The sequence below is a fragment of the Corynebacterium sp. LaCa78 genome, from assembly GCF_046717505.1.
Lineage (GTDB): Bacteria > Actinomycetota > Actinomycetes > Mycobacteriales > Mycobacteriaceae > Corynebacterium.
In genome coordinates this window covers 2,393,869-2,407,219 of sequence record NZ_CP177112.1, presented here as the reverse complement: position 1 = coordinate 2,407,219, position 13,351 = coordinate 2,393,869, and the positions used below count along the sequence as shown (strand labels likewise).

Here is a 13,351-nt window from a genome sequence, read left to right as displayed (position 1 = left end):
GGCTAACGAGCGGGGGAGCAGAGCTTGGCGATGTCCGCAGCGGTCTGCTTGGCAAAAGGGCTCACCCCGGTAATCGTTGCGGAACCGGGGCCCGTCCACGTTCCGTAGCCGACGAGGAAGAGGCCCTCGACGGTGGGGGTGCGGCCATCGAGAAGCGTGCGGAAAGGCCCCAGCGCCGGGCGGAACCCGGTGCACCAGATGAGGTGATCTGCCTTCACCTCATCGAGGCTGGAGAACATGGGGGAGGACTTAAGCAGTCCCTCATCGCGGGCGCGCTTGACGGGAGGAACAACGACGATATCGCCCAAGTTGGTATCCGCGCCGGGATCGGGCTCGCCGCGCATCATGGCATTGAGGCGGGCGCGGTTGCGCTGGAAAAGCACGCGGCCGTCAACGTCATCGGGCATCCACCGCGGCGGCTTCGCCGTAAACCACGTGGTATCTACGCCAGAGAGCACAAGCTCTGCGGCAATCTGGGCCCCGGAGTTGCCTGCCCCAACGACGGCGACGGACTCGCCACGGAAGGGATCGGGCCCGGGGTAGACCGCCGAGTGCCATTGCCGCCCGGCAAAGGAACCGGGGTAGTAGGGGATAAACGGCGAGGACCACGTGCCGGTAGCCGCGACCACGGTGCGCGCGGTAAAAAGCTCATCATCGGTAATGACATGAAAGCGCTCGCCATCGTGGGTGACCTCTTGGACCCGCACCGGCCGGCGTACGGGCAGGTCATAGCGCTGCTCGTAGCGGGTAAAGTAATCGATGACGTGGCTGGCGGGCGGAAATCCGTCGTGGTGGGGCATCGGCAAGCCGGGCAGGTTGGAAGAGGCGCTATTGCTAAAGAGCGTGAGCGATGGCCACGCGTGGCGCCAGGCCGCGCCGGGGGAGGGCTCGGCATCGAGGATCTGGAAGTCGAGTCCCTTCTTGCGTAGGTAATAGCTGGTGGCCAGGCCGGCTTGCCCGCCGCCGATAACGATGGAATCGAGCATTAAATGAGCTTTCTTTCGCGGGCTACGGTCACCGCGGCCGTGCGGGTGTCCACGCCCAGTTTTTGATAGATGTGAATGAGGTGCGTCTTCACCGTGGCCTCAGAGATAAAGAGCTGATTGGCCAGCTCCTTATTGGAGGAGCCGGTCGCAAGGGCACGGAGGATTTCCAGCTCGCGGGTGGAGAGGGACTGCTCCGGCTGGCCCACGCGCTGGGCCAAGAGGTTGACCACCTCTGGGGCGAGGGTGCGCTGGCGCGCGGCGGTATTGAGCACGGCTTCGTGCAGCTCTTCCTCGGGCGAGTCCTTGAGCAGGTATCCCATCGCGCCGGCCTCCACCGCGGCCAGGATATCGGCCTGGGTGTCATAGGTGGTGAGGATGAGCACGGGCGGGCCGCCGGCCTCGGTCAGCTTTTTGGTGGCGGTGATGCCATCGACGCCCGGCATCTGGATATCGCAGACCACGACGTCGACCTCGGGGGCGTCATCGGCAAAGAGCTTGTTCACGTCCGCGCCGTTATCGCCTTCCATGACCACGTGGACATCGGCAAAGGTATTGAGTATCGCGCGCAGCCCGGCGCGGACGACGGGGTGGTCATCGATAAGCATGACGTTAACCATGGGGCTGCTCCTTGAGGGGGATTCTAATGGCAAGGGCGGTGCCGTCGCCGGATTCGAGGCTCAGGGAGCCACCGACGCTCTCCACGCGCTGGGACAATCCTTGCAGGCCAAAGCCGCTATCGCCGCCGTGGCTCGGGGGCTCGACTACACCGTGCCCATTATCCACGACGTCCAGGGTGACCGCATCCTCAAAAAGGCCCAGGGTGACCACCGCGCGGGAGGCGTGCGCGTGCTTGATCACGTTATTAAGGCCCTCCTGCGCGGCGCGCACGACCACCTGCTTGATATCGCCGGGCACGCTCCCGCTGCCGGAAACGACGAGGTCAAAGGTGGTATCGTCGCCCAGTGCCTCCGTGCGTCGGCGCATCTGGGACAGGATGGAATCCAACTGGGTCTCCAGGCGCTCATCGGGCCCGGCGAGCTCGCGGACGAAACGGCGGGCCTCGGCCAGGTTCTCGCCCGCGGTGTCCTCGATGACGGCGAGCTGTTCATTCTTGGTCGCTAGGTCATCGGTATTCCGGGCGGCGCGGGATAGCAGCAGGATGGAGCTCAGCCCTTGGGCCACGGTGTCATGGATATCCCGGGACAGGCGTTCGCGCTCTTCCAGGCGCCCGGCTTGGTGCTCGCTGGCAGCCAGCTCGGCCTGGGTTTCGTGCAGCTGCTTGGCGATGTCCCTGTGGTGCACCGCCTCCGCCTGCAACCGGCGCTGGATATAGAACACGCCCGCGGCAAAGGTCGTGCCGATAAGCGGCCCGATGGCCGCGGCGATGGACCAGCCATCCGGATGCAGCCACGCCGGAATGAACGCGGCCGCCGCCCACAGCACTGTGATGGAGATAAGGCCTGGCCACTTGGGCAAGGCGCGCAGGAAGACGAAGATGAGCGGGAACTCGAGCCACATGAAGTCCTGCGCGTGGACCATCAGCCCCAACCAGAGCAGGCACAACCCGGTGAGCCAGAGCCAGGTGGGAAGCCAGCGCGCGGCCGCGTACACCGCGGCTAGGCCGATGGCCAAAAGGATGGCGCGGGCATCTAGGCGGTCATCGATATAGGCGCGGGCCACACCGAAAAGCAGCAGGAACACGAACATGGCGTGTAAGCCCCAGAGCCATAATTTTTGTCCAGAAAACACAATTTTCTACAGTAACTGCCGGAGGGTGGATGAGGGATCAACCAGTTGGTTGACTGGAGGTTCAACTAGGCCGCCGATTACTTCTGAACTGCGCAAAGGGACTATAGAAGTATGTTCTTAGCTATTCGTGAAATCACCGCAGCGCGCGGCCGCTTCGGGCTCATCGGCCGCACCGTGGCGCTTATTACCCTGCTCTTGGTGATGCTTTCCGGCCTGACGGAGGGCCTATCCAAGCAAAATACCTCGGCGCTTGAGGCCGTGGCGCAGGAATACCCCTATGTCAGCTTTTCTACTGAAGAGCCCGCTTATAACGAGTCCGAGATCAAAGAGGAAGACCTTTCCGGCGAGGCGATTGCCTTGGGCACCGCGCAAACCAAATTGGAGGGCGAGGGCGCGGTAGGCGTGATGGGCTTGCCGGCCGGTACGACCATCCCTAATACCAAAGCCACCATCCCGGAAGATGGCGCCGTCCTGTCTGACACGATTGATGCCTCCGGCACCGTGAATATCGGCGGGGTAGACCTTTCCGTAGAGGGCACCGTTGCCGAAACGCAGTTTTCCCACTCGCCGGTGGTATGGGTATCTACCCAGACTTGGCAGAAGGTAAGCCACGCCCCAGAGGGTGTGGTCGGCACGCTTGCCCTCCATTCCGAAGAGGTCCCCGGCTCGGTCGAGATGTCCGATTCCTTCTCCGGCCTGCCCGCTTATCAGTCCGAACGCGGTTCGTTGCTGACTATGCAGGGCTTCCTTTACGGCATCTCCGCGCTGGTCACCGTGGCCTTCCTGACGGTGTGGACCCTCCAGCGCACCCGCGATCTCTCCATCCTGCGCGCCCTGGGCGCCTCGGTGCGCTATCTGCTGCGCGATGCCCTGGCCCAGGCCGCGCTGATTTTGGCCGCCGGCACCATCCTCGGCGCGTTCGTCGGCTGGCTGCTTGGCCTGCTGGCCTCCGGCACCGTTCCCTTCGACGTATCCGTGCGCACCATCATTGTTCCCGCGGTCGGCATCTGGATCCTGGGCATGGCCGGTGCCCTGGTCTCCACCCGCCGCGTAGCCAAAGCCAACCCCCTCGATGCATTGGGAGGAAATGCCTAAAATGTCCACCGTTCTTGATATTCGCGACGCCACCGTCACCTTTCAGGACGGCACGACGACTACTACGGCGCTTGATAATGCCACCTTTAGCGCCGACTCCGATACTCTCACCGCAATCGTGGGCGAGTCCGGTTCCGGTAAGTCCACGCTGCTCTCCGTCGGCGCCGGGCTCATCACTCCGGACTCCGGCACCGTAGAGGTCAACGGTACGAACTCCATCATCTTCCAGCAGTCGAACCTGTTGTCCGCGCTCAAGGTGCGCGATCAGCTGCTCATCATGGACCACATGGCCGGGCGCAAGCTGCGTAAGGATCGGGCCGATGAGCTGCTAGAATTCGTTGGTCTTAAGGGCATGGGCAATCGCCGCATCGGCCAGCTTTCCGGCGGCCAGGCCCAGCGCGTCAATATCGCGCGCGCCTTGATGGATGAGCCGAACCTGCTGCTTGCCGATGAACCCACCTCCGCCCTCGACTCCCACCTTTCCCAGGAAATCATCCGCCTGCTGCGCGATATTACCCAGGAGATGCATACCGCCACGGTGCTCGTGACGCACGATCGCTCCCTACTCACCTTCGCCGACCACGTGGTTGAGGTCAAAGACGGCCGCGTGAGCACGCAGGACGCTATCGGTGCATAACGAGCAAGCGCGCGATGGACTGGGGCATCGCCGCGGCGATCTGGGAAGCGGAACAAATGCCAAAACCATCGGGGGTATGCGCCGCGATGGCGGCCGCGTGCTGGTGTAGGGCGGCGGCGTGGAGGATCTCCATAATGATGTACTCCGCATCGGCCTTCTCGTGGTCTACCTGCGCGATGGTGGCGCCGAGGATGCCGGATAAAACATCGCCGGAGCCGGCGGTGGCCGCATAAGAGTGGCCGGCATTCATCCCATAGATGGACTGGCCAGGCGCGGTCACCGTGGTGATTCGGCCCTTGTGCAGGACAAAACAGTCCAAGTCCTCGGCGAGCTCGCGCTGGCGCGGGCCCACGCCCTCGCTGAGATCGAGCTCGCGGCCGCAGGTGGCCTCGTAGAGGCGGCGGAACTCGCCGGCGTGCGGGGTAAGGATGACCCGCGGGTGGGCGCGGACGCTATCGCGCAGCTCGGCGCTTTGGGCGAGCAGCGTCAGGGCATCGGCATCCAGGATGGTAGGCAGCCCGCGATCCAAGACGGCGTGGAGCTCGCGGGCTGCTGCTTCATCGGTGCCGCGGCCAGGGCCCACCACCCACGCCTGGGCATGCACCTTATCCTCGGCGCTCGCGTGGGGAACCACCTCGGGTAGGTGGGGGACCACGGCATCGTTATCTATCACCCGCACCATGGAGGGCGTCGCGCGCACCGCGCCGGTAGCCGCCAGGATGCCCGCGCCGGGATACGCGCTGCTGCCAGCACAGATAGCGGTGACCCCGCCGGTGTATTTCGTGCTTGAAGCGTGGGGAGTGGGGTCCACGATGGGCCCTGTGCAGCCCACGGGCTTGGGGGCGGTGACGTGGCCCAAGTGGACATCGGCAAGCACGGGCTCCGCAGGCCACTGGTAGGGGAGATCGATGGTGGGCTCGTTGGCGATATAGCCCGCTGGCTCCGCCGAGGCCGTTAGTTCCTCCGCGAAGGACCGCGGCGCGTTGGGCAGCTGCAGATCGCACAGGACCACCGTGCCGCATTCCGGGGCGAAGACGTGACCGGCGCGCGCCCAACCGAAGCTCACGGTAATCGTTGCCTCGACCGCGTTCTCTGCGGCCACGCCCGTATCGGCGTTGATGCCAGAGGGGATATCCACCGAAAGCACCGGGATATCGTGCTGCTTGGCCGCGCGGTACGCGGCAAGACCCGCTCCGCTGAGGCCGCGGGTGGAGTTAAGGCCAGCGACGGCATCAATAAGCAGGCCTGTGGCCTCCGCGCGCGGTTGCTCAGTAATGGTTCCTCCGGCGGCCTTAAAGGCCTGCAACGCTGGGTCGTGCGCGGAACCGGCGACGAGGATTGCTTCGACGCCATAGCCCTCCTCGGCGAGGAAAGCGCCTGCATAAAGGCCATCGCCGCCATTGCCGCCAGGCCCGGCCAGGATGGAGATGCGGCGAGGCGCTGGGCCTGTCAGCATGGATTTCGCCGTGGCGGCAATGCCCTGCGCGGCCAGGCGCATGAGCTCATCATCGTGGCTCTGCTGCGCGAGGAGCGCGGACTCGGCGGAACGAACGGCGGATACACTATAGGCAGGTCGCATGCCCGCCACTATAGGCCTTAAGCAGCGGATTGGCAGGTGGGGCACCAGAAGAGGTTTCTGCCCTCCATTACCTGCTCTGCAATCGGCGTGCCGCAGACATAGCAGGGCAGGCCGGCGCGCCGGTAGACGTAGACTTCGCCGCCGTGATCATCCTTGCGCGGGTCGCGCCCCATGGCCTCGGGGGAGTGCTCGGCGCGCACGGTATCGATGCGGCCGTGCTCCACGCCGTAGTTCATGAGCTCTACCAGGTCTTTCCAGATGGCGAAGAATGTTTCACGGGAAACATCCTTGCCAGGGGTGAAGGGGGAGAGGCAGGCGCGAAAGAGGGCCTCCGCGCGGTAGATATTGCCCACACCGGCATACAGGTGCTGGTCCATCATGAGGGAACCTATGCTGCGGCGGGATTTGCTCACCTTGGCCCACAGGGCTTTTGGGTCGGCATCGGCGCGGAGCGGATCCTGGCCCACCTTGGTTAGTCGCGCCCGGTAGTCCTCCTCTGTAAGTAGCAGGCAGAATTGGGGCCCGCGCAGTTGCGCGGCTTGCGCCCCATTGTCTATGCGTATGCGGATTTGCCCGCGGGTTTCCTCGCGCGGTTCGAAGCTGAGCTTGCCGATGAGCCCCAGGTGAATATAGAGGATATGCGCCGGGTTGGTGGCGGTGAAGTGCACGAAGAGGTGCTTGCCGAAGGCCTCTGCGTGGTCGATTTCTGTACCGTCCAGGATGGCCGCCTCGGCGGCGAAGCGGCCTTGCGGGCTGGTCACGCTGAGCGGCATCCCGCGATAGTCAGTGTTGAGTGTGAGGGCTAGGCGGTGGATCACGTGACCTTCAGGCATGACTTCAGTGTAGTGAAATAGTTGGTCGCCCCCAACTAGGGTGCGTGGCGCCGGGGGATGAAAAAGAGTAAACTCGAAGCGCGGATTGATTTTATTTCTATTGAAGGGTCGATAAATCATGACGCATAAAATCGGCTTTGACCGAGAAAAATACATAGAGCTGCAGTCAAAGCACATACAGGCCCGCCGCGAAGAAATCGGCGGAAAGCTCTATCTGGAAATGGGCGGCAAGCTTTTCGATGATATGCACGCCTCCCGAGTGCTGCCGGGCTTTACCCCGGATAACAAGATCGCCATGCTGGAGCGCATCAAAGAGGACATTGAAATCCTCCCGTGCATCAACGCCAAAGACATTGCCCGCCACAAAGTCCGCGCTGATTTAGACATCCTGTATGAAGACGACCTCCTGCGCTTGGTGGACGTATTCCGCAGCCGCGGCTTCTTGGTTGAAAACATCGTCATGACCCAGGTGGAAGACGGAAATGCGCAGGCAGAAGCGTTCATCGAAAAGCTCGAGCGCCTCGGCCTCAAGGTAGCTCGCCACCGCGTTATCCCTGGCTATCCCACGAATACGGATCTCATTGTGTCTGAGGATGGCCTTGGCAAGAACGAGTTCGCGGAAACCTCCCGGGACTTGGTCGTCGTGACCGCCCCAGGTCCTGGTTCCGGCAAGCTCGCCACCGCACTATCGCAGGTCTACCACGAGCACCAGCGCGGCAATAACGCTGGTTATGCCAAGTTTGAAACCTTCCCCATCTGGAATCTTCCCCTCGAGCACCCAGTCAACCTCGCCTATGAGGCTGCCACGGTGGATCTTAATGATTCCAATATTATTGACCACTTCCACTTGAGCGCCCACGGCGAATCCACGGTGAACTACAACCGCGACGTCGAGGCGTTCCCGCTGCTGCGGACCCTGCTGGAAAAGCTCACCGGCACCACGCCATACGAATCGCCCACGGACATGGGCGTGAATATGGCCGGCTACTGCATTACCGATGATGCGGTCTGCCGCGCCGCCGCACAGCAGGAAATCATCCGCCGCTATTTCAAGGCCAAAGTAGAAGAAGCCCGCGCCGGGCTGGGCGATGAGCAGTCCGAGCGCGCCGCCGTCGTCATGGCAAAGGCCGGCATTAAGGCCGATGACCGCCCTGTGGTTGGCCCGGCCCGCAAGCGCGCGGAGGAAACCGATGGACCCGCCTCCGCAATGCAGCTGCACGATGGCACCATCATCACCGGCCGCACCTCCCCGCTGCTGGGGTGCTCCGCGGCGATGCTACTCAATGCCCTCAAGTATTTAGCCGGCATCGATGACGAAACGCACCTGCTCTCGCCGGAGTCGATAGAGCCAATCCAAACGCTGAAGACGAAGCACCTGGGATCTTCCAACCCACGCTTGCACACCGATGAGGTGCTCATCGCGCTATCCGTATCCGCCGCGAAGGACGAGGATGCGCGCAAGGCGCTGGAGCAGATCAAGGAGCTCGCCGGCTGCGACGTCCACACCACCACCATCCTGGGCTCGGTGGATGAGGGAATCTTCCGCAACCTTGGCGTGCTCGTGACCTCGGATCCGGCCTTCGCCCGCAAGAAAGCGCTCTACCAGAAACGCTAAGGAATTGGGGATCTTTCCGGTAGCGGGCCTAAGATTATGGGCGTGACTATCGGCAAAGTTCTCCTGTATTACTGCTTTACCCCCATCGAGGATCCGACCGCCGTCATGCTGTGGCAGCGCACCCTGTGCGAGTCCTTGGGCTTGAAGGGTCGCATCCTCATTTCGGAACACGGCATCAATGGCACCGTTGGCGGCGACATGGATGCCTGCAAGCGCTACGTGCGCCAAACCCGTGAATACCCGGGCTTTAAGCGCATGCAGTTTAAGTGGTCCGATGGTGGAGCCGAGGATTTCCCGCGCCTATCGGTCAAGGTGCGCGATGAAATCGTGGCCTTTGGCGCGCCGGGCGAGCTGAAGGTAGATGAAAACGGCGTCGTGGGCGGCGGCACGCACCTCAAGCCGGAAGAGGTCAACAAGCTGGTAGAAGAGCGCGGCGATGAGGTCGTATTCTTCGATGGCCGCAATGCCATGGAAGCAGAGATTGGCAAGTTCAAAAATGCCGTCGTGCCGGATGTGCGCACAACCCATGACTTCATTGAGGAACTGGAATCCGGCAAATATGACTGGATGAAGGACAAGCCGGTCGTATCCTATTGCACCGGCGGCATCCGGTGCGAGGTCCTTTCCTCTCTAATGAAGAACCGTGGCTTCAACGAGATCTACCAAATCGATGGCGGCATCGTGCGCTATGGCGAAAAGTACGGCAATGATGGGCTGTGGGAAGGCTCCATGTATGTCTTTGACAAGCGCATGCACCAGGAGTTTGGCCAAGGACTAGAGGACCCGGGCTTTATCCAATTGGGCCACTGCGTGCACTGCGGCAAGGGAACTAATACCTTCCACAACTGCATTAATGAGAACACGTGCCGCCAGCAGGTGCTCATCTGTGATGACTGCATCCAAAATGTGGAAACCCAGCATTGCGGGAGACCGGATTGTGAGGAAGTGGCCCTTCGCCTTGCCAGCTAGCTTTGTGATGTCTAGTGACTTTTTGGACTCGGAGTCCATTGACTTTTTGGACTCGGAGTCCAGTTAGTTTTTTGACGCGGAGTCCAGGAAGTTTATGGACAGGATGTCTAACGACTTTTTGGACTCTGGCTTCTTGACAATGTGGGGATGGCAATTCCCATTACTCTCCGCAAGAAGATAGCGGATTTCGACCCCATCCGTGAGGGCATCACGGTCCAGCAGTTCTGCAAGAACATCGGCGTATCGAAGCAGACGTACTACAACATCAAAGCACGTATCGCCGAACGCGGGCGGGCTGGCATCGTGCCCGACAGCACGGCACCACTGAACCCGCGACGGGTCTACGATGACAAGATTCGACAACAGGTCCTGCAAGCTCGCGGTACGTTAAGAGCCCGCGGCCAAAACTGCGGCCCATGGTCAATCTTCTACTTCTTCCTCGACGAACTCGGCTACGACCAACCACCGTCACGAGCTTTAATCGCACAATGGTTGCACGAGGCTGGCGTCGCTGACATCAATGCACGTAAACGACCGCGTAAGTCCTACAGGCACTTTGCCAGGGGCGAAGTCAATGAACTGTGGCAGATCGATGCGTTTGCCTACAGACTCTTCGATGTGCCTCACACGCAAGTGACTATCTACCAAGTCGTCGACGATGCCAGCCGCTTCGACGTCGGCTCCCAAGCTTTTGGAACTCCAGAAAACGGCACCGATGCCCGCATCACGCTAAGTGGAGCCATTGATGCTTACGGACTTTTCCAAGAAGTCCTCTCTGACAACGGTGATGCCTTTGCCACCTACCATCGCGGCCGGCTGTCGCAAACCGAACGCTGGCTCGCCAGCCTGGGAGTTCAATCAAGTGCGGGCTTTGCTCCCACGACGCAAGGCAAAGACGAGCGATCGCACCAAACCATGACCAGGTTTTTGGATGCTCGTACCCCGACGACGCTGGCGCAGGTCCAACAGCTGATTGTCGACTACCGCAACTTCTACAACACACGCCGTCGCCACCAAGGACTTCTCAGGGGCAAGATGCACATCACCCCAGCCCAAGCCTGGGAGATTATCTCGCATGCCCAGCCACCGACGCAGCCGATTGACCCAGATGTTTTATGGACAAAAATCGCGAAACAATATCACCGGATTCACTCCGACAACCAGGCAGATGCCTTAGCAGCCGACACAGTGGTCGCGACAGATAATGCCCTGCCTGAAGTTGCAGCTTCAGACAGGGCACCAAGTAACGACACTCAGGCGATCCAGCAAGATACACCCCATGCCGATTCCTCAACCGTAATGCCAAGCCCTACCGGTGTAAATGCACTCTGGCCTATCCCGGACAAGCTGTGGATCAACAAAAGCGGGGTGGTACGCGTTATGGGACACGGCCTCTACGTCGGGCTGCGCTTCAAGAATCGAGCCATCTACAGCAGCGTAGCCGATGACTATGTGGAATTTTTTACTGATCACGACGGTGAGAAACTGTTTTCATTTCCGCTACCGATCCAACTGAATCAGCGTCCACCCGGCGGTCAAATCAACATAAACCACGTTGTCGGCATGTGGCACCGACAACCCCCAGAGCTAAAACCCAACCTCTCTGGGCCACGGCCAAACCGCCGGAAGAAGCCAAGCTAGCACCAGTACAAAAACTCCGTAGACTCCCCGTCCAAAAAGCGGGGAGACTCCGCGTCCACAAAGTCCCTAGACTCCGAGTCCACAAAGTAGCTGGACTCCAAGTCCAAAAACCTCATGGACATAACACTTGCCAGCTAGCTTGGACAGCTAGGTGCGGGGTTAGCGCACCAATAGCAGCTGAATATCGCTAATAGCCCAGATCATGAAGTTGAAGGCCACCACCCAAAAGATCGCCATCCAGCTGCGCCAGCGCAGGTAGCGGCGCAGCTTGCGCACCATAATGATCGCGCAGCCGATCATGCCCAGCAGCGGGATGATCATGGTGGAGATGGCAAAGAAGTTTCTTTGGCCCTCGGTACACAGCCAGCTTGCGGTGCCATCGTCGCACAGTGGGCCGCCGCTAAGGCGCGAAAAGAGCGCGACGCCGAAGCCGTACAGCGCGGAGATGACCAGCACGGACACCATGTACCAGATGGCTTGCCGCGTGGAGCGCCGGTTGGCGGCGGCTACCTCGACGGGATCGGGCTCGTCTGCCAAATCATCGAAGCTTTGCGGCTCAGGCCGGCGCAAGTTGGCATAATCGGCGTCGGTCGTCAGGTCGTTTTCGGGGTGCTCTGGGCGTGAGCTCATACTTTAAAGCCTAGTCGGTCGCGGGGTGAATGAGTACCGGTACGCGAATATGAGGGAGTAACTCGGTTGCGGTAGAACCCAAAAAGACCCGCGCGATGGGACCTTGTGGGGCAGAGGCCATCAACATTAGATCGCCCTTTTTCCACTTAAGCGAATCAACCGCACCGGACCACCCGGCCCCGGAGCCGATCTCGGAGGAGACCTTGAGCTCGGGGAAGGAATCTTGGATGTGGTCGCGAGCCCGGTCGAGCATGGCCAATGAATCCTCGTGCCACTCCGCGGTGAGCTTGAGCGCAATATCGCTTTTATCCTTCGACGGGGAATGCAACAGGTCATCCGCCGAGAAGGCCAAGATGCGCAGGGGCAGATCCCAGCGATCTGCCAGCGCGGCTGCGCCCAATAATTCCCTATCAGCACGGTCACCGCGCTCTGTAATGACAAAATTAAAGCGGGTCACACCGTGTTTCGACAACTTGGCCTTGCGGGGGATAAGCCCTAAGGATTGCGGCGAGTAGTGCAGGAGGGTATCCGCAGTTGAGCCGGGGAAAAAGCGGCCCTTGGGCGCGGCTTGGTTAGGGCCTAACAGGATAATATCGGCCTGAAAATCTTGGGCCATCTCAGTAAGAAGCTGGGGGCGAGAGGGGCCATCGACAAGCACGGAGGGCGTATCGTCCCAGTACTTTTCCGGGATACCTGCCTCCGTCAGGGCCGCAGCGGTGGCTGTCACGCATGCTTGCTTCTGCTCTTTGAACCACTTCTTGTATTTCCCGCCCAGCTTGGACAAAGACGTCGTGGTCCAGGGCTGGAAAACCGTGGAAATAACGCGCACCTCTATCACCGCGGTGCGCGATAACCATGCGGCGAAGTCGAGGGGTTCCGTACCGGAAGAGGAAGGACTCCAAGAAATGAGGATGCGCAACGGCTCTTTGGCCGAGCCTTTATGCAGGGTCGGCAGCAGCGGTTGTTTAGATTTTTTGCCCATAGAATGAATATGTATGCGAAAGTTTAATGAGTACTAAGGCTCATTATCGTCTGTTGTGGCCGCAAAACTAAAATTGCACGCCGCCGCAAGCTTGCTATTCGCTATCCATGGTGGGGCGGTAGACATCCGCAAGCTTGGAAATGACCGCACCCATCTCGCGGGCGGTGGCCAAGTCCTCGGGCTCGAGCCACCGCATAATCTCCGCAAGGGCGGCGGCGCGTTGGCCGGAAACTATGGCCAATTCGGACTCGCCCAGCTGGGTGAGCGCAACCAGCACCCCGCGGCGATCTTCCTCATCGCGGTGGCGTTCCACGAATCCGCGGCGCTCTAGTTGGTAGAGCGCGTTGGACGCAGTGGGCATGCGGATGAGCTCCGCCTGGGCGATAGTGGATACGCGGGAAGGCCCGCGCAAGCGCAACTGGTTCATGATGGAGACCTGCGAGGTAGTCAACGATGAACCCTCTGCGGTGCGCTGGAAAATAAGAATTAACTTATTGAGCGCCGGTTGGATATCCCGCGCTACCTCTACCGCGTCCTCGTATTCGGACGGGGACTTCGTTGGGGCCGTCTCATCATGATGTTGCGTCATAGAACTAAATTCTATCGTGCACTACCGCCTAGCGGTAGTATCGCGA

At 60.8% G+C, this 13,351-nt stretch carries 13 protein-coding genes; 5 read left to right on the top strand and 8 right to left on the bottom strand.

Annotated features, from left to right (window positions below):
• Window positions 1-2 precede the first annotated feature (2 nt).
• Genes ACLI1O_RS11495 through ACLI1O_RS11485 form a run of 3 tightly spaced genes read right to left on the bottom strand, consistent with a single transcriptional unit; the run spans window position 3 to window position 2,693 of the window.
• The gene (locus ACLI1O_RS11495) at window positions 3-986 is read right to left on the bottom strand and encodes an NAD(P)-binding domain-containing protein (protein WP_284772237.1); all 984 of its coding nucleotides are present in this window, start codon (window positions 984-986) and stop codon (window positions 3-5) included.
• Entirely contained in the window at window positions 986-1,603 is a 618-nt protein-coding gene (locus tag ACLI1O_RS11490) for a response regulator (RefSeq protein ID WP_284772236.1), read from the bottom strand. Before ACLI1O_RS11490 ends, ACLI1O_RS11495 begins: the two co-directional genes overlap by 1 nt.
• Window positions 1,596-2,693, bottom strand: coding sequence for a sensor histidine kinase (locus tag ACLI1O_RS11485; protein ID WP_284772235.1), 1,098 nt, complete (start codon window positions 2,691-2,693; stop codon window positions 1,596-1,598). The genes ACLI1O_RS11490 and ACLI1O_RS11485 overlap by 8 nt, the downstream gene beginning before the upstream one ends.
• A gap of 153 nt (window positions 2,694-2,846) precedes the next feature.
• Here ACLI1O_RS11485 and ACLI1O_RS11480 point away from each other — a divergent pair, with 153 nt between their 5' ends.
• Together ACLI1O_RS11480 and ACLI1O_RS11475 are read left to right on the top strand one after the other, a co-directional pair.
• The gene (locus tag ACLI1O_RS11480; protein ID WP_239269598.1) at window positions 2,847-3,830 is read left to right on the top strand and encodes an ABC transporter permease; all 984 of its coding nucleotides are present in this window, start codon (window positions 2,847-2,849) and stop codon (window positions 3,828-3,830) included.
• 1 nt (window position 3,831) lies between these two features.
• Window positions 3,832-4,467: an ABC transporter ATP-binding protein gene (locus ACLI1O_RS11475; protein WP_239269599.1), complete on the top strand. Its 636-nt coding sequence runs from the start codon at window positions 3,832-3,834 to the stop codon at window positions 4,465-4,467.
• On the opposite strand, the gene ACLI1O_RS11470 is transcribed toward ACLI1O_RS11475, so the two are convergent.
• Together ACLI1O_RS11470 and ACLI1O_RS11465 are read right to left on the bottom strand one after the other, a co-directional pair.
• Entirely contained in the window at window positions 4,454-6,046 is a 1,593-nt protein-coding gene (locus ACLI1O_RS11470; RefSeq protein WP_411706880.1) for an NAD(P)H-hydrate dehydratase, read from the bottom strand. The two genes, ACLI1O_RS11475 and ACLI1O_RS11470, sit on opposite strands and share 14 nt — an antisense overlap.
• A gap of 17 nt (window positions 6,047-6,063) precedes the next feature.
• The gene (locus ACLI1O_RS11465; RefSeq protein ID WP_411706879.1) at window positions 6,064-6,879 is read right to left on the bottom strand and encodes an Fpg/Nei family DNA glycosylase; all 816 of its coding nucleotides are present in this window, start codon (window positions 6,877-6,879) and stop codon (window positions 6,064-6,066) included.
• Window positions 6,880-6,997: 118 nt separating this feature from the next.
• Here ACLI1O_RS11465 and ACLI1O_RS11460 point away from each other — a divergent pair, with 118 nt between their 5' ends.
• From ACLI1O_RS11460 to ACLI1O_RS11450, 3 genes are all read left to right on the top strand, one after another.
• Window positions 6,998-8,494 (top strand): DUF1846 domain-containing protein, encoded by a 1,497-nt coding sequence (locus ACLI1O_RS11460; protein ID WP_411706878.1) that lies wholly within the window; start codon window positions 6,998-7,000, stop codon window positions 8,492-8,494.
• 42 nt (window positions 8,495-8,536) lie between these two features.
• Complete coding sequence (locus ACLI1O_RS11455; RefSeq protein WP_284770828.1) at window positions 8,537-9,463, top strand: rhodanese-related sulfurtransferase; 927 nt, start codon at window positions 8,537-8,539, stop codon at window positions 9,461-9,463.
• Between the two features lie 147 nt (window positions 9,464-9,610).
• Window positions 9,611-11,104 (top strand): integrase core domain-containing protein, encoded by a 1,494-nt coding sequence (locus ACLI1O_RS11450; RefSeq protein WP_411706877.1) that lies wholly within the window; start codon window positions 9,611-9,613, stop codon window positions 11,102-11,104.
• 159 nt (window positions 11,105-11,263) lie between these two features.
• On the opposite strand, the gene ACLI1O_RS11445 is transcribed toward ACLI1O_RS11450, so the two are convergent.
• The 3 genes from ACLI1O_RS11445 to ACLI1O_RS11435 form a co-directional block, all read right to left on the bottom strand.
• A complete protein-coding gene (locus ACLI1O_RS11445) occupies window positions 11,264-11,734 on the bottom strand; it encodes a hypothetical protein (protein ID WP_284771264.1) in 471 nt (156 codons plus the stop codon).
• 10 nt (window positions 11,735-11,744) lie between these two features.
• On the bottom strand, window positions 11,745-12,716 hold the full coding sequence (locus tag ACLI1O_RS11440) for a universal stress protein (protein ID WP_411706876.1): 972 nt from the start codon (window positions 12,714-12,716) through the stop codon (window positions 11,745-11,747).
• A gap of 94 nt (window positions 12,717-12,810) precedes the next feature.
• Window positions 12,811-13,305 carry a MarR family winged helix-turn-helix transcriptional regulator gene (locus ACLI1O_RS11435; RefSeq protein WP_284771262.1) on the bottom strand — a complete coding sequence of 165 codons (495 nt, stop codon included), beginning with the start codon at window positions 13,303-13,305 and terminating at the stop codon, window positions 12,811-12,813.
• Between the last annotated feature and the right edge of the window lie 46 nt (window positions 13,306-13,351).

What these genes read in the sequence shown, in the direction of transcription:
- ACLI1O_RS11470 (WP_411706880.1), bottom strand. Translation starts at nt 6,046, where the DNA reads ATGCGACCTGCCTATAGTGTATCCGCCGTTCGTTCCGCCGAGTCCGCG.
- ACLI1O_RS11480 (WP_239269598.1), top strand. Translation starts at nt 2,847, where the DNA reads ATGTTCTTAGCTATTCGTGAAATCACCGCAGCGCGCGGCCGCTTCGGG.
- ACLI1O_RS11490 (WP_284772236.1), bottom strand. Translation starts at nt 1,603, where the DNA reads ATGGTTAACGTCATGCTTATCGATGACCACCCCGTCGTCCGCGCCGGG.
- ACLI1O_RS11440 (WP_411706876.1), bottom strand. Translation starts at nt 12,716, where the DNA reads ATGGGCAAAAAATCTAAACAACCGCTGCTGCCGACCCTGCATAAAGGC.
- ACLI1O_RS11460 (WP_411706878.1), top strand. Translation starts at nt 6,998, where the DNA reads ATGACGCATAAAATCGGCTTTGACCGAGAAAAATACATAGAGCTGCAG.
- ACLI1O_RS11475 (WP_239269599.1), top strand. Translation starts at nt 3,832, where the DNA reads ATGTCCACCGTTCTTGATATTCGCGACGCCACCGTCACCTTTCAGGAC.
- ACLI1O_RS11465 (WP_411706879.1), bottom strand. Translation starts at nt 6,879, where the DNA reads ATGCCTGAAGGTCACGTGATCCACCGCCTAGCCCTCACACTCAACACT.
- ACLI1O_RS11495 (WP_284772237.1), bottom strand. Translation starts at nt 986, where the DNA reads ATGCTCGATTCCATCGTTATCGGCGGCGGGCAAGCCGGCCTGGCCACC.
- ACLI1O_RS11450 (WP_411706877.1), top strand. Translation starts at nt 9,611, where the DNA reads ATGGCAATTCCCATTACTCTCCGCAAGAAGATAGCGGATTTCGACCCC.
- ACLI1O_RS11485 (WP_284772235.1), bottom strand. Translation starts at nt 2,693, where the DNA reads ATGTTCGTGTTCCTGCTGCTTTTCGGTGTGGCCCGCGCCTATATCGAT.
- ACLI1O_RS11445 (WP_284771264.1), bottom strand. Translation starts at nt 11,734, where the DNA reads ATGAGCTCACGCCCAGAGCACCCCGAAAACGACCTGACGACCGACGCC.
- ACLI1O_RS11435 (WP_284771262.1), bottom strand. Translation starts at nt 13,305, where the DNA reads ATGACGCAACATCATGATGAGACGGCCCCAACGAAGTCCCCGTCCGAA.